The sequence below is a fragment of the Paraburkholderia dipogonis genome (assembly GCF_046027395.1).
GTDB classification, from domain to species: Bacteria; Pseudomonadota; Gammaproteobacteria; order Burkholderiales; family Burkholderiaceae; genus Paraburkholderia; species Paraburkholderia dipogonis_A.
The window spans coordinates 1-15,079 of sequence record NZ_JAQQEG010000047.1 but is presented as its reverse complement, the minus strand read 5'-3'; the positions used below and the strand labels follow the sequence as shown (position 1 = coordinate 15,079).

Sequence of the window (15,079 nt, the reverse complement as noted above, 5' to 3'; positions counted from 1 at the left end):
TTACTGTTCGGACACGAAGGAGAACGGGCTCAGCTTCGCAATCGTGCCGTCCTGCACGAGGCGCGTGACCGCCGCGATATCCGGTGCGAAATAGTGATCGAGCTCGTAATGCGCGACGTCCTTGCGCACTGCGTCCATCACTTTCTGCAGGCTCGGGCTGGTCTTATGCGGCGCGCGCAGATCGACGCCTTGCGCGGCGGCGAGCAACTCGATCGACAGAATGTTCGCGGTGTTTTCCGCAATGTCGCCGAGCTTGCGCGCAGCGAACGTCGCCATCGACACGTGGTCTTCCTGATTCGCGGAAGTGGGCAGCGAGTCGACCGAAGCCGGATGCGCGAGCGTCTTGTTTTCCGAAGCGAGCGCGGCGGCCGTGACGTGAGCGATCATGAAGCCCGAATTCACACCGCCGTCGCGCACGAGGAACGGCGGCAGGCCCGACAGCGTCGCGTCGATCAGGAGCGCGATGCGGCGTTCGGCCAGCGCGCCGATTTCAGCGACGGCGAGCGCGAGGTTGTCGGCGGCGAAAGCGACCGGCTCGGCGTGGAAGTTACCGCCCGACAGCACTTCGCCGGTGTCCGGGAAAATCAGCGGATTGTCGGAGACGGCGTTCGCTTCCAGCAGCAGCACGTTGGCGGCGTGGCGCATCTGATCCAGACACGCGCCCATCACTTGCGGCTGGCAGCGCAGGCTGTACGGGTCCTGCACCTTGTCACAATCGGCGTGCGAGACGTTGATGCCCGAGCCTTGCAACAGTGAGCGGTATGCCTCGGCAGCGTCGATCTGGCCTTGGTGGCCGCGCAGTTCGTGAATGCGTGCGTCGAACGGCTTGACCGAACCCATTGCCGCGTCCACCGACAACGCGCCCGACACCAGCGCGGTGCGGTACAGGTCTTCGATGGCGAACATGTTGTAGAGCGCGAGCGCGGTCGAAGCCTGCGTGCCGTTCAGCAGCGCCAGACCTTCCTTGGCTTGCAGCGTGAGCGGCTTGAGGCCGACGAGCGCGAGGCCTTCGGTGGCCGGCATGCGCTCGCCCTTGGCGAACACTTCGCCGACGCCGAGCAGCGTTGCCGACATATGCGCGAGCGGCGCGAGGTCGCCCGATGCGCCGACCGAGCCCTTCACCGGAATGACCGGCAGCACGTCGGCGTTGTACAGCGTGATCAGCGCTTCCATCACCTCACGGCGGATGCCCGAGTGACCACGGCCGAGGCTCGAGAGCTTCAGCGCGATCAACAGACGCACGACCGGACGCGACATCGGCTCGCCCACGCCGACTGCGTGCGAGAGCACCAGATTGCGTTGCAGCAGTTCGAGCTGGTCGTGCGGGATATGCGTGCTGGCGAGGCGCCCGAAGCCCGTGTTGATGCCGTAGGCCGGCTCGCCCTTTGCGGCGATATCGGCGACGGCTTGCGCGCAGGCGTCGATCGCGGCATGGCTGGCGGGATCGAGCTGCAACGCGACATGTTCGCGAGCGATCTGGCGCAGTTGCGGGAGGGTCAGGTGGCCGGGCTTCAGATTCATCATGGTTGTCGTCCTGTCTATACAATTTGAGAGAAGTCTAGCGACGTCGGCTTGTATATACAACTTGTTTTTTGAGGTTTTGGCCCAGGGGTTTCCATTAGGGCGGGATGCAGGCTTGGCTTGGACCTTGCCACTGCCGTGATTTCCGGCGGCCGCGCGCTGCGGACCGTCTGCCAGGCGCTACGGATCTCAACTTGTATATACACGTTAAAAAAGGCAGGTGCGAGGCGGACAAAAAAATTTCGCCCGCGAACCGGCGCGCTTCGCTGTCTATAAGAGCGTTATAGGAGAGGCTGCTTGTGACGCAAAAAAGCCCGCGTGCCAAGGCGAGCCGCGGGCTTCTTATTGGACTAGTGATGCGACAGCGGAGCTAAAGCGTCACGCGCGCCGCGATGAAATCCAGGAAGCACTGCACGCGCCCCGCCAGCGACGCGCTCTGGTAGTACACCGCGCTCACCCGTTGCCGCTCGTCCGCCAGCACATTGCCGAGGATCGGCACGAGACGCCTCTCGCGCACATCGGCCGCGCTCATGAAATCGGCGAGACAGGCGATGCCCCAGCCCGACAGCGCCAGTTGCCGCAATGTCTCGCCGCTCGAGGCGGTGATCGCCGGTTCGATTTTCAGCGACTCGGCCCCGCCCTTGCGCCCCTCCCGCAACGGCCAGCGATTCAGATGCTCCGGCGCCGTGAAGCCAATCAGCCGATGCTCGCGCAAGGCTTCCACCGATTTCGGCTCGCCATATTCGGCCAGATACGCCGGACTCGCGAGCACTCTCAGCTTGCTGGTGCCGAGGGCACGCGCATGCAAAGTCGAATCCTGCAATTCGCCGATACGGATCGCGATATCCACCTTCTGCTCCAGCAGATCCACGATCCGTTCGTTGCTGGTCAGCTCCAGCCTGATCTCCGGATACTGCGCCGAAAACGCTGTCATATGCGGCGCCACGCAATGCAGCATGAAGGGCGACGCCGCATCGACACGCAGGCGCCCCGAGGGCCGCTCGCGTCCGCGCGTGACGGACTCCTCGGCCTCTTCCATCGCGTCCAGAATCGCCCGCGCGCGCTGCAGGAAGGTCTCGCCCTCTTCGGTCAGTTGCAGACGGCGCGTCGTGCGCCGCACCAGGGCGGTATCAAGTTTCTTTTCGAGGCGCGTGAGCGCGCGGCTCACGCCGGAGACGGTTTGGCCCAATTTCTCCGCAGCCGCGGTGATCGAGCCGCTGTCGATCACCGTGACGAACACCAGCAACTCGTCCGTGGAAGTTTTCATTGTTGATTTCAAATCAAGATTGATTTGAGACTAACACGGTTTTTGCGAGAATCAAGTGAGCGGATACTGCGTGCATGTCATCGTGTTTCTCATCAAGGAGAACGTCTTGAAGATTTTCATCACTGGTGCAAGCGGTTTTATCGGCGGTTCGATTGCGGCGCATCTGGCGCGCGCCGGCCACACCGTGCGCGGTTTGATCCGCAACCCCGAACATAGCGGCGAGTTGCAACGCCTCGGCATCGAACCCGTGATCGGCACGCTCGACGACCGCGCGTTGCTGATCGCCGAAGCGCAAGCCGCCGACGCCGTCATCAATGCCGCGAGCAGCGATCATGAAGGCGCGGTGAAGGCGCTGATCGACGGGCTCGCGGGCTCCGGCAAAACGTTTCTGCATACGAGCGGTTCGAGCATCGTCGGCGATGCGTCGGGCGGCGAAGCCGGTCAGGCCCGCATCTATCACGAAGACGCGCTGCCTGAGCCGACTCCCGACAAAGTGGCGCGCGTCGCGATCGATCTGCTGGTGCTCAATTCGGCCCAGTTGAACATCCGCTCGGCCGTGTTGTGCAACACGCTGATCTACGGGCACGGCGCGGTGCCGGGCAGCGCGAGCGTGCAACTGCCGCGCCTCGTGCGTCAGGCGCAGAAGAGCGGCGTGGTGCGTCATGTGGGCAGCGGCGGCAACATCTGGTCGAACGTGTATATCGACGACGTCGCCGAACTGTATCGCCTCGCGTTGGATAAAACGCCGGCGGGCACCTTCTACTTCGTCGAAAGCGGCGAGGCGTCGTTCCGCGACATGAGCGCCGCGATTGCACGCGCGATGAAGCTCGGCGAACCGCAAGACTGGCCGCTCGAAGAAGCGCAAAAGGAATGGGGCTACGAAATGGCCTCGTACGGCCTCGGCTCGAATAGCCGCGTGCGCGGCGAGCACGCCCGCAAGCTGCTTGGGTGGCAACCGAAGCGTACGTCAGTGATCGACTGGATCGAGCACGACATGATGTCCCCCGAGCGTGCTTCGTCCGTGGCGTAAGCCAAGGGGATTTTCTTTGGGGCGCCCTCCAGGGCGCCCCCCCAAGAGGACTTCTTCCGGGCGCCCCCCAAGAGGACTTCTTGCGGGCGCCTGCGGCGCCCTCCAGGGCGTAATTAGTGTAAGCGTCGCCGTTGCGAATCCGTAAGCTCAACTCGATAGAATCGCGCACACCTGATCGTGCGATTCGACAATCCGAGCCGCACATGAGCCCGGATTTGATCGATGACTTTGGCGCTGAATTTCGATTGGCTAACTAATCTGCTGGCGATTCTCTTCGTCGTGGCATGTCTCTACGATGCACGCTACGACGAATACGGTACGTTGACGCTGTCAGCGGCCGCGATGGGACTCGTCGTGATGGCGATCGAGCTATTCCTCAGACCCGCCTTTGACATGTCGCTTTGAACATGAGCGCCTGGAGAGTGACGCCGCACGCGGCGACATCACTCTCACTACGGCACCGCTCAGCTACGAGCGCAAACCGTTCCATCAAACCGCGACTTCCGGCGGCGCCTGGCGAAAACAGCGCGTGATCCAGCCGAGATAGCACAAGCCCAACACGAACCACACCGCGCCGAGCACCAGCGCCGTCTTCTCCAGACTCACCAGCAACCACACGTCCGCGAGTGCACCGGCCAGCGGGAACAGCAACCCGCCGATCACGCCCATTGCATTTGCACTGCCCTTCGCGTTGAAGAACTGGCGGATCACGCAAAGATTGACAGCGGTGAACGCAAGGAATGCACCGAAGTTGATGAACGACGTCGACGTCGCCACATCGAGCTTCAAGGCGACGAGACCGATGGCACCCGCGATCGCGATGTTCAGCGCCGGCGTCTTGAACTTCGGATGCACGAAACCGAAGATGCGTTTGGGCAGCACTTCATCACGGCCCATCGCATACAACAGACGTCCCACACTCGCCTGCGCCGAGATGCCCGAGGCGAACTGCGCGAGAATCAGGCCCGCCAGAAACACCGTGACGAAAATATCGCCGCCCACTTTGCGCGCGACTTCGAAGGCCGCCGAATCCGGGTCCTTGAACACCGCGCCCGGATGCGCGAGCTGCACCGTGTACGCCGCGATCACGAAGATCGCGCCGCCGATCAGCGCGATCAGCACGATGGCGCGCGGCATGGTCTTTTCAGGGGCGATGGTCTCTTCCGTCAGCGTCGAGACCGCATCGAAACCGAGATACGAATAGGCGGCGATTGCGGCGCCCGCCATCGTCGCGGAGAGCGGCACGTGCGGCTTGAAGAACGGCTCGGCCGAAATGAGACCGCCGGGTCCGACAGCCGCCGTCACATAGTGGCAGCACAGCACGACGAACAACGCGACGATCGCCAGTTGCACCACCATCAGTACGATGTTGAAACGGTTCGCGAGTTCGATGCCGAGAATGTTCAGCGCACTGGTCAGCACGATGAACGCGACGATCCAGATCCAGCTCGGCACGTGCGGAAAAGCGGCGCTCAGATAAGCGGCGCCGATCAGCCAGATCACCATCGGCAGGAAAAAATAATCGAGCAAGGTGGCCCAGCCGATCATGAAGCCGAGATGCGGATTGAAGGTTTTGCGCGTATACGTGTAGGCCGAACCGGCCACCGGGAAGAGCCGCGCGAGCTTGCCGTAACTGAGCGCGGTGAACACGATCGCAATCAGCGCGATCAGATAGGCGAGCGCCGCTGTGTCCTGGCTGGCGCTCGCCAGCACACCATATGTGCCGTAGACGATCAGCGGTGCCATGTAGGCGAGGCCGAACAGCAGGACGGAAGGCAGGCCGAGTGTGCGTTTCAGATGCGCGCTGCGTGGGGCCGCGGGTTCGGCGGCGGATGATAATGAAGTCATACGGTGTCTCCTCTTGCGAATGGACAAGCGTCGCCCCGGGCGCGATATGGCACGCGCCCCGGTCGAGCCGGGTCGATCGGATCTGCTGGCAGCGCGAAATTAGCGCCGATGGTCTTTGCCTGACGTGCCGGGCCTGTGCGCGCCGCCGTTGGAGCGACACGCGGGCCCGGCCGCATATCTGTCTGAGTGTTCGCTTCAGCGCGTGCGAATCACGCGCGCCTGTTGTCCCTGCGCGCCATCAACGGTAGCGAGATCAAGTGGGATGCGCGCGTCATGCAGGTAACGGTAGTGTTCACGCGCGCCTTCGAGTCGCGCGCGATCGAGCGTCGCGCGCAGCACGGTTTCCTGCTGGCCGGCGTCGCACACCACGTCGCCGAACGGATCGATCAATGCCGATTCGCCGGGAAACGTAAGGTTGTCGTCGCCTGGACCGATACGATTGACGAGCGCCGCGAACATCTGGTTTTCCATGGCGCGCGCCACGATGGCCCGGCGATGCACTGGCCCGAACGGGTCCATGTTGCCGTTGGTCACGACCAGCAGGTCGGCGCCTAGCGAGGCGACCGCGCGCGCTGTTTCGGGAAATTCGATGTCGTAGCAGATCAGCAGACCGACGGTCATGCCCTTGAAGTTGCATACTTCGTAGCGGTCGCCCGGTTCGAACACGCCGACGTCCGACGCCCACAGGTGGGTCTTGCGATAGCGCAGCGCGATCTCGCCGCGTTCGTCGACCAGCACCGTGGTGTTGAAAAAGCGGCTGCCGTCGCGCTCGGCGAGGCCTACCGCCACCGCCACGCGTGCTTCACGCGCCGCGTGGCGCACGGCGGTGAGCGAAGGACCGTCGATGGTTTCCGCCACTTCGCCAACGTTATGCCGCGTCGGGAAGCCCGACAGCGTCGTCTCGGGAAACACGATCAGATCGGTTTCGGCCGAACGCTGGCCGATGATTTGCAGCACGCGTTGCACGTTCGCGCCGCCGACGCCCACGGCGCCGTCCACGACGGGAATCTGTGCCAGTTCGAGTTGAAGCATTGTGTCTCCTGTCGACCAGAGTTAGCGCTTTAGCGCTTACTCTGGTCCCATGCAATTTAACTGCGGTCCATGCCGGTTCGCTTCGCGTTCAATAGCGGCTGTTTTAAGCCGCCTCGCGATCAGGTTGGGCCTATTATTACCAGACATATTTTTGTTCGTAATTACCCTGCTGGGTTACCCTCATCGGAGCACGCATGGAACTCGAATGGCGCGATCTGGCCTTTCATCGCGAGATCGGCGCGGTTATCGAAGCCCTCGATAGCGCGCAATTCTGGACTCGCCTCACGCGCGCGCTGGAACGCTATGTGGCCTTCGACAACTGGGTCGCGTTGCGCTTCACACCCGGCGAGGCGCCGCTCGTGTGCGCCGAATCGCCGATGCCGGACGGCACCGTGGACGCGATGTTCCAGGACTATCTGGCCGCACTCTATCAACTCGATCCGTTCTATATCGCCGCCACCGAGAAGCCCGCGTCGGGCTTTGTCACGCTGGCCGATGTCGCGCCCGACAACTTCTCGATGACCGATTACTACCAGCGGTACTTCAGGAAGAATATCGTCGGCGACGAGGTGCACTTCAACCACATGATCGACGCGAGGCACACGCTCGCCTTTTCGCTCGGCGCGACGCATCGCTATGGCGAGCGCGATCTGGCCGTGCTCGCGCTGTGCGCGCCGTGGGTGATTGCGCTCTTGCGGCAACGTTTGCCCTACGAGGCATTCGATGCGGCGCAGTCGGCCCTGAGCGAGGCCAGCGCCGAAACGGCAATGGAAACGGAAGCGCTCGTGCCTACGGACACCCCCGCCTACGCCGCGCGCTTCGAACAGGTCGCATCGTCGGGCGGCCGCGCATCGCTCACGGCGCGCGAGGTGGAAGTGGCGATGCTCACCTTGAGCGGATTTTCGACGCGCGCTATCGCGGAGAAACTGACGATCTCGTTCGAAACCGTGCGCGCGCACAAGAAGCACATCTATACGAAGCTGAACGTCAATTCACAGTCGGAACTGTTCGCGCTGTTTTACGAAGCGGGACGCCAAGGTGCATGACGTCCCCGCGCTTTTTTAACGCAAGCCTGAGTTAGCGCCGCGGTCCGTCAAGAACCGCACGCGGCGCAGCCGCCTTGCGCCTTCTCTTCATAGCGGTCGTGATGCCTGACCCAGTCGGTCAGGCTGCGGTCTTCATTGCGACCCTTCGGCGTGACGTCCAGATGCGCGTAGGTGTTGATGAAGCGTTCGTCGCCGCGTCCATAGCAGGAATACGTGTGATACACGTCGCCCTTCTCGTCCTTGTAGAACACGCTGTGGCCGTGTTGCTCGTCGATGCCGACGTCCTGCTCGGTGAAGTTGTAGAACGCCTTCTTGCTCGCCAGCTGTTCAGGCGTGAACGACACGTGATAGTCGAAATTGAAATCGCTGCCAGCCGATGATACCCACGGGAAGGTCCAGCCCATGCGTTTCTTGAAACCTTCGATCTTCGCGAGCGGTGCATGCGACACCGTCACGTACGAGACATCGTGATGCTCGAGATGCGTGACAATCCCCGTCATGTGATCCGACAGGAACGAGCAGCCCACGCAGCCCTCTTCCCAATCCGCGCCCAGCATGAAGTGATAGACGATCAACTGGCTGCGCCCGTCGAACAGATCGGCCAGTGTCTTGCGGCCCTGCGGTGTATCGAAGGTATAAGTCTTGTCGACCTTGACCCAGGGCAGCGCGCGGCGTTTGTGCGCGAGTTCGTCGCCGGCGCGCATGTGCGCTTTCTCTTCGGCTAATAAAGCCTTGCTGGCGGCCAGCCATTCCTCTCTCGAACCAGTACGGTGTTGCGGTTCCATTTGCGTCTCCTTCCCTGCATCGTGCAGAGCAACGAATTCAAACGACCTTACGCCACGTAGCGTTCCAGCGAATCGATCCCGTCGGTCCAGCCGCGGCGATGATCCTCGCACTGCGCATCGTCGGCGAGACGTTCGTGCGTGAGCGTGAGCCATGTGGCGTCGCCGTCCGGTTCCAGCAGCAGCGTGACCTGCGATTCATGCTCCGGGCTATAGCGCCACACCCATGTGAAGACGAGCTTGCGGTCGGGCACCACCTCAAGATACCGGCCGCCGACCTCGACCTCGTTGCCGTCCGGCTTGCGATACACGATCGCGTAGCGACCATCGACGCGCACATCCAGTTCCGCGCGCACCACGTCCGAACCGCCCGGATGCATCCACGTCATGAATTGCGCCGGTTCCGTCCAGGCGCGGAAGACTTTGGCGGGCGCGGCGTTGAGACGCCGCTGGAGGGTGAGGCTGGGCTGGGTGGACATGAGGCTTGTTCCTCTTCGACGAAAGCGGCAAGACGATCGAGTGATTCGGACCAGAAGCGCTGATAGCGGCCAAGCCATTCCATGGCTTCTTCCATCGGCCCGGCGGACAGGCTGCACGCCACCGTGCGGCCGGTTTTGCTGCGCGTGATGAGACCCGCCTCGCTCAGCACGTCGAGGTGTTTCATCACCGCGGGCAAGGACATCGCAAACGGCGCGGCGAGTTCGCTGACCGACAGATCTTTCGACGACAGACGCGCGAGCAAGGCTCGCCGTGTCGGATCGGACAGCGCGGCAAAGGTGCGATCCAGTAGCGCTTCGTTAAACTTAACCATGAGGTTAAGTATAGAAACGAAGCGATGGATGTCAAGGACAGGTACGCGTTTTCGTAAAGCAGGTGGAAATTTAAGCGGGGAGCGCGGCAAAAAAAGATACGCGACGCGCCGCAGATGAAGCCTGCAACGCGCCGCGTCAAAGGTGGAGAACAACCGACTACAGGCTCGGGCAAAGCGGCCAGAATCGCACCACTCCGCTCTCGCTTTCCAGCACAGATTCAACAGATGTATGGCAAGGCCCAGGCAACGCCCGAGCCTATGACGTGACGATCAGATCGCCCAGCCGCCGAGATAGAAACCGACCAGCACGACGGCGATGGCAACCGTGCCCACGTTCAGCTTGCGATATTCGCCGCTGACCACACGGCCGATCACCAGCGTCGCGAAGCCGAGCATGATGCCCGTCACGATATTGGCGGTCAGCACGATGAACACCGCGCACATCAGGCCCGACATCGAGTCGACCATGTCGTCCATATGCAGCTTGCTCACGTTCGAGAGCATCAGCAGACCCACGTACATCAATGCAGGCGCCGTCGCATACGAGGGCACGAGGCCGGCGAGCGGCGAGAAGAACATCACCACGAGGAACAGCAGACCCACCACCGCGGCGGCCATGCCGGTCTTCGCGCCTGCCGCCACGCCAACCGTCGATTCGATATACGCCGCAGCCGGTGCGCCACCGAGCAGGCCCGAGAAAATCGAGCTCAGCGAATCGGCCGTCAAGGCGCGGCCACCGTTGATGATGCGGCCGTTTTCATCGAGTTGGCCCGCTTGTCCCGCGACGGCGCGGATCGTGCCGGTGGCATCGAACACCGCGGTCATCACGAGCGCCAGCACGCTAGGCAGAACCGCCATCGACAACGCGCCCTTGATGTCCATCGCGCCGATCAGCGACGCGTGACCCGGTGCGCTGAGCGACGGCACCGCGAACACGCCGTGGAACGACACAGCCGGGTCGATGAAGAGCGCGATCGCCGAAATCGCCACGATCACGATCAGGATCGAACCCGGCACGCGGCGGCGCACCAGACCGAAGATGGCCGCAAGTCCCGCCACCGACATCAGCGCCGGCAACGCCGTGATATTGCCGAGCGCCACCGGCAGACCCGCACCCGGATTCTTCACGACGAGCCCTACGTCGTTGGCGGCGATCAGCAACAGGAACAGGCCGATGCCGATCCCCGTGCCGTGCGCGATGCCCGTCGGCAGATTGCGCAGAATCCACGAACGCACGCCCGTCACCGAGATCGCGGTGAACACCACGCCCATCAGGAAGACCGCGCCGAGCGCGACGTTCGGATGCAGGCCTTTGCCGAGCACGAGGCCGAACGCGGTGAACGCCGTCAGCGAAATCGCGCAGCCGATTGCGATCGGCAGGCGCGCCCACACGCCCATCAGCAGCGAGCCAAAAGCCGTGGTCAGACACACGGCGACGAACACCGCGCTGGTGTCGAAGCCCGCTTTGCCGAACATGCCCGGCACGACGAACACGGAATAGACCATCGCGAGGAAGGTCGTGATCCCCGCGACGATTTCCTGACGCTGCGAACTGCCGCGTGAAGAGATTTCGAAATAGCGGTCGAGAAAGCCCTTTCCGTCGAATGATTCGGCGCCGACTTCAGAAATCGGTTGGGCGTGGGGTTCCATCATGATGAGTGCCTCCTTTATCAGCGTGCTGAAGCGGCCGCCGGTGCGGTCGCCATCAGGGTCGTCTCGTTGCGTTGGTTTAGTGTGGGATGGGGCTTTTTGCTGTCTCGAAATGTAGGGCAACACAAATATATCTCCCATCGCATGGATGGCATGCCTGACATGTCGCGATGCTTATATCCTTTAAGGGACGGCAAACCAGCTTCACGGTCCGCGTGTTTACACCTACGGTTTGTCATGAAGATGTGAAAGGGTTTTGAGGGTTTTCACGCGGGAAAACTGAGTTCGACGAGCCAGTCAATCGGCGAAGCGCGGCATGAACCGTGCTTGGGGCAACCTGTCAGATCGCCTGCAAAACCGGGGCCGCCCGACGTCGCGGGTTACACTCTGGCCCGTACCTGTCTTAACTGCGGCGGCCGATTGCACCCGTCCGCACCGGCCCATGGAGTCCTTCTTGATGAGCGGCGGTTTTTCGCGTCCTGCCTGGCGTCTCTTGATTCTTGCTGTGTTCGCGCTGTTCGCGCTGTCCGGTTGCAGCCTGCTGTGGGGCCCGCAGCAGGCGCCGATCGTCGACGCCACGGTGATGCCTGTCGAGCCGGCCAGCGCGCCGGTGGCCGCCTCCGCGCCCGAACCGGTCGAGACTGAAGCGGCCGAACCCGAGCAATCGAGAAAGCCGAAGAAGCCGGTCGCCAAGCCGCACAAGGTCGAGCCCCCGCCGCCTGTTGTCACGGCGCCTCCGCCGCCCCCGCCGCCGCCTCCGCCGCTGATCGTGCTGCGCACCATCGAGCGCAACGAGGCGCGCGCGCTGCTCGATAGCGAAGTGCAGAAGCCCGACGGCAAAGTGGTCGGACGCGCGGTCGATCTGATCGCGGACGCCGGCGGCAAGCCGCGTGAGATGGTCGTGAATCTGCAAGGCTTCCTGGGTGTCGGCGACCGCAAGGTGAACTTCCCGTGGAGTGCGTTCCGCTTCACGCCGACCGCGAAGGCCGCCCCCATCACACTCAATGCCGCCGCGGTTCCGGCGAACGCCGCCAAAGCCGCCGCGGTTGCCGTGCAATTGCCGCTGATCGACGCCACGGTCGAGCGCTCGAACGGCGCCAAGGTCGGCCGCGTGATCGACGTGTTGATCGATGCGAATGCGCAGCCGCAGGCGGTCGTGCTCGACGTCAACGGCATGGTCAGCACCGAACGGCGCACGATCGCCGCCAACTGGTCGGCGCTGCGCTTCGTGACGAAGGACAAGGAGCTCCATCCGCTGATTGATTTGAGCGATGCGCAGATCAACGCGACGCCGCCATACGCCAGCGACAAACCGGTTCGCGCGGTGTCGCCGGCGCCGCCCGCGCCCGCGCCCGCTCCTGCTTCCGCACCCGCCGCTGTTGCGGCGCCGGGCGCCCCCGGCCCCCGCCCCCCCCGGGGGCCCCCCCCGGTCCTGCTTATGTCGTATGTTTTGGTTTGTATGCTGTCTGACTGTCAGAGTGCGGCTGTTGCTGTTGAAATGACTTCTTGCTCATCCCAGGGAGCCCGCCATGCGTGAAGCAAAAGCAACCGCCGAACGTCTGGCAGCTTTTTCAGACGGCGTCTTCGCAGTGATCGTGACCATCATGGTGCTGGAGCTCAAGGCACCGGAGGAGCATTCGTTCTCTGCGCTGTTGCCTCTATGGCCCATCGCCCTCAGCTATGCGGTGAGCTATCTTTTCGTCGCGATCATCTGGATCAATCATCATCACCTGATGCGGTTCGTCGGCCCGCCGACGCTGGGCATGATATGGATCAACTTCGTTCATCTCTTCCTGGTCTCGCTGCTGCCGTTCGCGACCGCGTGGGTAGCAACGACCGAGCTCGCGTCGTCGTCCGTGATGTTTTACGCAGGCCTGTTTATATGTATCGACGCGGCGTACAACGTTTTCGAACACCAGGTATTGACCGAGGCGGACGCCGGCATGGTGTCCGCGCGTATGCGGCGTACAGCGAGATACCGATCGCTGATCGTCCTTGCGGGTTTCACGGCCGCCATGCTGGTCGCGGTCGTCGCCCCGCGCGTCGGCTTCGGTCTGATATGCGTGGCGCTGACGCTGCACTTGCGGCCAGATCTCTCCGAGATCAGGGCGTGACTGATCTTCATGGGCTGCGCTCGTGAAAGAGCCGTTCCCCTCGAAAGAGGCGGGCAGATTCGTGCTCACAAATCAATGACGACGTCCCCTGCCGGCTGCGCGCAGCAGACAAGCACGTTCCCTTGCGCGGGCATGTCGAGCGGCTCGGGACTATAGTTCACCGTCCCCGAAACCAGTCCGCTTTCACAGTTATGACAAACGCCGGTTCGACACGACCATCGAACCGGCACGTCACACGCTTCGGCCAGCTCCAGAATGTTCGGATACAGCGCCGCATTCCAGTGTGCCGCGACGCCACTGCGGGCAAATGAAACGAGTGGCCCGGTGTCGGCATCCTCTTCAGGCCGGTGCGGCGCACGCGCCGAAGCGTCGACGATGCCGGGGTTCAAAGTCTCACCGCCGTTGAAAATTTCAGCGTGAATCCGCCCCGGCGCGACGCTCAGCGCGGCGAGCGCCGTCTTCATGTCCGCCATGAAGCGCGTTGGGCCGCAGAGGTAGAAATCCGCGCCTTGCGGCACGCCTGCCTTGTCGAGCGCCGTCCGCGACAGGTGACCGATCGCATCAAAATCCTCGCCGATGCGCTCGCTCGCATCCGGCCGGCTGTAGCAGACATAACTGCGCCCGTGCATCAGTTTGTGGACAAGAGCGCGGGCTTCGTCCGCGAATGCATGGTGCTGCCGATCGCGAGCGCCGTGAAGCCACCACACCTGCCGCGTGGAGCCCGCCGCGGTTAGCGCGTGCAACATGGCAAGAACGGGCGTCACGCCGATTCCCGCGCTGAGAAGAACAAGCGGACCGTCTCCCGGTTGCAGCACAAAGCTGCCACGCGGTGCGCTGACGTCGAGCGCATCGCCCACACGGACATGCTCTTGCAGGTAGGTTCCCGCTGCCCCATGCGGCTCGACCTTGACGCTGATCCGATAGCGCTCCGTCGATGCCTCGCCCGAAAGCGAGTAGCTGCGAAAGAGTGGCGCGCCGCCGGCGGCCCGTGGCAGACGCAACACCACGTACTGACCGGGCAGCGCCGTTTGCAGCGGTTGACCGTTCGCGCTTTGCAAGGTCAGCGAGAGCACATCGGCGCACGCCGGGTCAATCGTTGTCACCGTGAGCAGCCGAAATCCGGGTGCAACAGGATGCGCGGCAGCGGCGGGTGCCAGTCCTGCGTTCCCGCTCGCCGCACCGGTCGCCTGGTCCCGCAGCAAGGCCTCGAATGACCAGCGCCACCCGGGCGAAAGTGCCTCGATGCGCAAGGCCTGCTCCAGCCGATCGCGCGGGTGATGAGGTGAATACAGGAGCGCGTTGATCTCGGCGACGCTCATGCGCTCTTTTGCCTCGCCGACTTTCACGATGTCGTCGCCAGCGCCGACGGCGCCCTCCTGCAGGACGCGGAAATAGAAACCGGGCCGTCCGCTGGATGTCAGCAGGGCAGGCATCCGGGGCTCGTTCATCCGGATGCCGACGCGATAGCAGGTCACGCGAGGTTGTGTCACCTCGAACAAGGCCGTGCCGATCCGATAGCGATCGCCGATGCACACGGCGGAGTCCGGCATGCCTTCAATCGTGAAGTTTTCGCCGAACTGTCCGTAGACGAAGTCGCTCCGCTTCAGTTGCGCCTGCCAATGGCGATACGACTCGATCTGGTAAGCGAACACGGCTCGCTGCTCGCCCCCGTGCCCAGCCAGATCGCCCTGACCGTCGCCGGTCAGATTCAACCGGCCCGCCCAACAGCGCGCGTGCGCCGGCTCCTTCCAGATGCCGGTGTGGACGGTGCGACCTTTCCAGTCAATGTCGCGCGGCAGTCCGACATTCACCGAGAGCAATCGAGCCATGTTTCCTCCGCAATCACGAGAGCGCGCCCACAACGTCAGCTCATGGCCACCTCACAGTCGCACGCAAGCGCATGCCACGTCAATGCACACTGTCCTGTCTGGCATACGTTGACTCCCATCCTCCGCCGAGCACCTTGCACAGCGTGATG

Annotated in this window: 14 protein-coding genes; 5 read left to right on the top strand and 9 right to left on the bottom strand. The window is 63.1% G+C overall.

The annotated features are described in order from the left end of the window. Both hutH and PQR32_RS35080 read right to left on the bottom strand, forming a co-directional pair. Window positions 1-1,524, bottom strand: coding sequence for a histidine ammonia-lyase (hutH, locus tag PQR32_RS35085; RefSeq protein WP_207915640.1), 1,524 nt, complete (start codon window positions 1,522-1,524; stop codon window positions 1-3). A 367-nt stretch (window positions 1,525-1,891) separates the two neighbouring features. Next, on the bottom strand, window positions 1,892-2,788 hold the full coding sequence (locus PQR32_RS35080) for a LysR substrate-binding domain-containing protein (RefSeq protein WP_408238315.1): 897 nt from the start codon (window positions 2,786-2,788) through the stop codon (window positions 1,892-1,894). Between the two features lie 106 nt (window positions 2,789-2,894). On the opposite strand from PQR32_RS35080, the gene PQR32_RS35075 reads away from it, so the two are divergent. After that, window positions 2,895-3,818, top strand: coding sequence for an NAD-dependent epimerase/dehydratase family protein (locus PQR32_RS35075; RefSeq protein ID WP_408238312.1), 924 nt, complete (start codon window positions 2,895-2,897; stop codon window positions 3,816-3,818). A gap of 222 nt (window positions 3,819-4,040) precedes the next feature. After that, the gene (locus PQR32_RS35070) at window positions 4,041-4,223 is read left to right on the top strand and encodes a hypothetical protein (RefSeq protein WP_012432554.1); all 183 of its coding nucleotides are present in this window, start codon (window positions 4,041-4,043) and stop codon (window positions 4,221-4,223) included. 84 nt (window positions 4,224-4,307) lie between these two features. On the opposite strand, the gene PQR32_RS35065 is transcribed toward PQR32_RS35070, so the two are convergent. Together PQR32_RS35065 and PQR32_RS35060 are read right to left on the bottom strand one after the other, a co-directional pair. Next, window positions 4,308-5,666, bottom strand: coding sequence for an APC family permease (locus tag PQR32_RS35065; protein WP_408238309.1), 1,359 nt, complete (start codon window positions 5,664-5,666; stop codon window positions 4,308-4,310). Window positions 5,667-5,861: 195 nt separating this feature from the next. After that, window positions 5,862-6,698 (bottom strand): carbon-nitrogen hydrolase family protein, encoded by an 837-nt coding sequence (locus PQR32_RS35060; RefSeq protein ID WP_408238306.1) that lies wholly within the window; start codon window positions 6,696-6,698, stop codon window positions 5,862-5,864. A 194-nt stretch (window positions 6,699-6,892) separates the two neighbouring features. On the opposite strand from PQR32_RS35060, the gene PQR32_RS35055 reads away from it, so the two are divergent. Continuing rightward, window positions 6,893-7,744 carry a helix-turn-helix transcriptional regulator gene (locus PQR32_RS35055; protein WP_408238303.1) on the top strand — a complete coding sequence of 284 codons (852 nt, stop codon included), beginning with the start codon at window positions 6,893-6,895 and terminating at the stop codon, window positions 7,742-7,744. A gap of 47 nt (window positions 7,745-7,791) precedes the next feature. Here PQR32_RS35055 and PQR32_RS35050 read toward each other — a convergent pair whose 3' ends face one another. The 4 genes from PQR32_RS35050 to PQR32_RS35035 form a co-directional block, all read right to left on the bottom strand. Next, window positions 7,792-8,529 (bottom strand): DUF899 domain-containing protein, encoded by a 738-nt coding sequence (locus PQR32_RS35050; RefSeq protein ID WP_408238300.1) that lies wholly within the window; start codon window positions 8,527-8,529, stop codon window positions 7,792-7,794. 47 nt (window positions 8,530-8,576) lie between these two features. Further along, the gene (locus PQR32_RS35045; protein ID WP_408238297.1) at window positions 8,577-8,915 is read right to left on the bottom strand and encodes an SRPBCC family protein; all 339 of its coding nucleotides are present in this window, start codon (window positions 8,913-8,915) and stop codon (window positions 8,577-8,579) included. Continuing rightward, on the bottom strand, window positions 8,912-9,490 hold the full coding sequence (locus tag PQR32_RS35040) for an ArsR/SmtB family transcription factor (protein ID WP_408238294.1): 579 nt from the start codon (window positions 9,488-9,490) through the stop codon (window positions 8,912-8,914). Before PQR32_RS35040 ends, PQR32_RS35045 begins: the two co-directional genes overlap by 4 nt. Window positions 9,491-9,607: 117 nt before the next feature. Then, on the bottom strand, window positions 9,608-10,990 hold the full coding sequence (locus tag PQR32_RS35035; protein ID WP_408238291.1) for an NCS2 family permease: 1,383 nt from the start codon (window positions 10,988-10,990) through the stop codon (window positions 9,608-9,610). A gap of 454 nt (window positions 10,991-11,444) precedes the next feature. Here PQR32_RS35035 and PQR32_RS35030 point away from each other — a divergent pair, with 454 nt between their 5' ends. Both PQR32_RS35030 and PQR32_RS35025 read left to right on the top strand, forming a co-directional pair. After that, complete coding sequence (locus tag PQR32_RS35030; RefSeq protein ID WP_408238469.1) at window positions 11,445-12,524, top strand: PRC-barrel domain-containing protein; 1,080 nt, start codon at window positions 11,445-11,447, stop codon at window positions 12,522-12,524. Then, a complete protein-coding gene (locus PQR32_RS35025; RefSeq protein WP_408238288.1) occupies window positions 12,517-13,101 on the top strand; it encodes a TMEM175 family protein in 585 nt (194 codons plus the stop codon). The genes PQR32_RS35030 and PQR32_RS35025 overlap by 8 nt, the downstream gene beginning before the upstream one ends. A gap of 65 nt (window positions 13,102-13,166) precedes the next feature. On the opposite strand, the gene PQR32_RS35020 is transcribed toward PQR32_RS35025, so the two are convergent. Further along, window positions 13,167-14,930, bottom strand: coding sequence for an MOSC domain-containing protein (locus PQR32_RS35020; RefSeq protein ID WP_408238285.1), 1,764 nt, complete (start codon window positions 14,928-14,930; stop codon window positions 13,167-13,169). Between the last annotated feature and the right edge of the window lie 149 nt (window positions 14,931-15,079).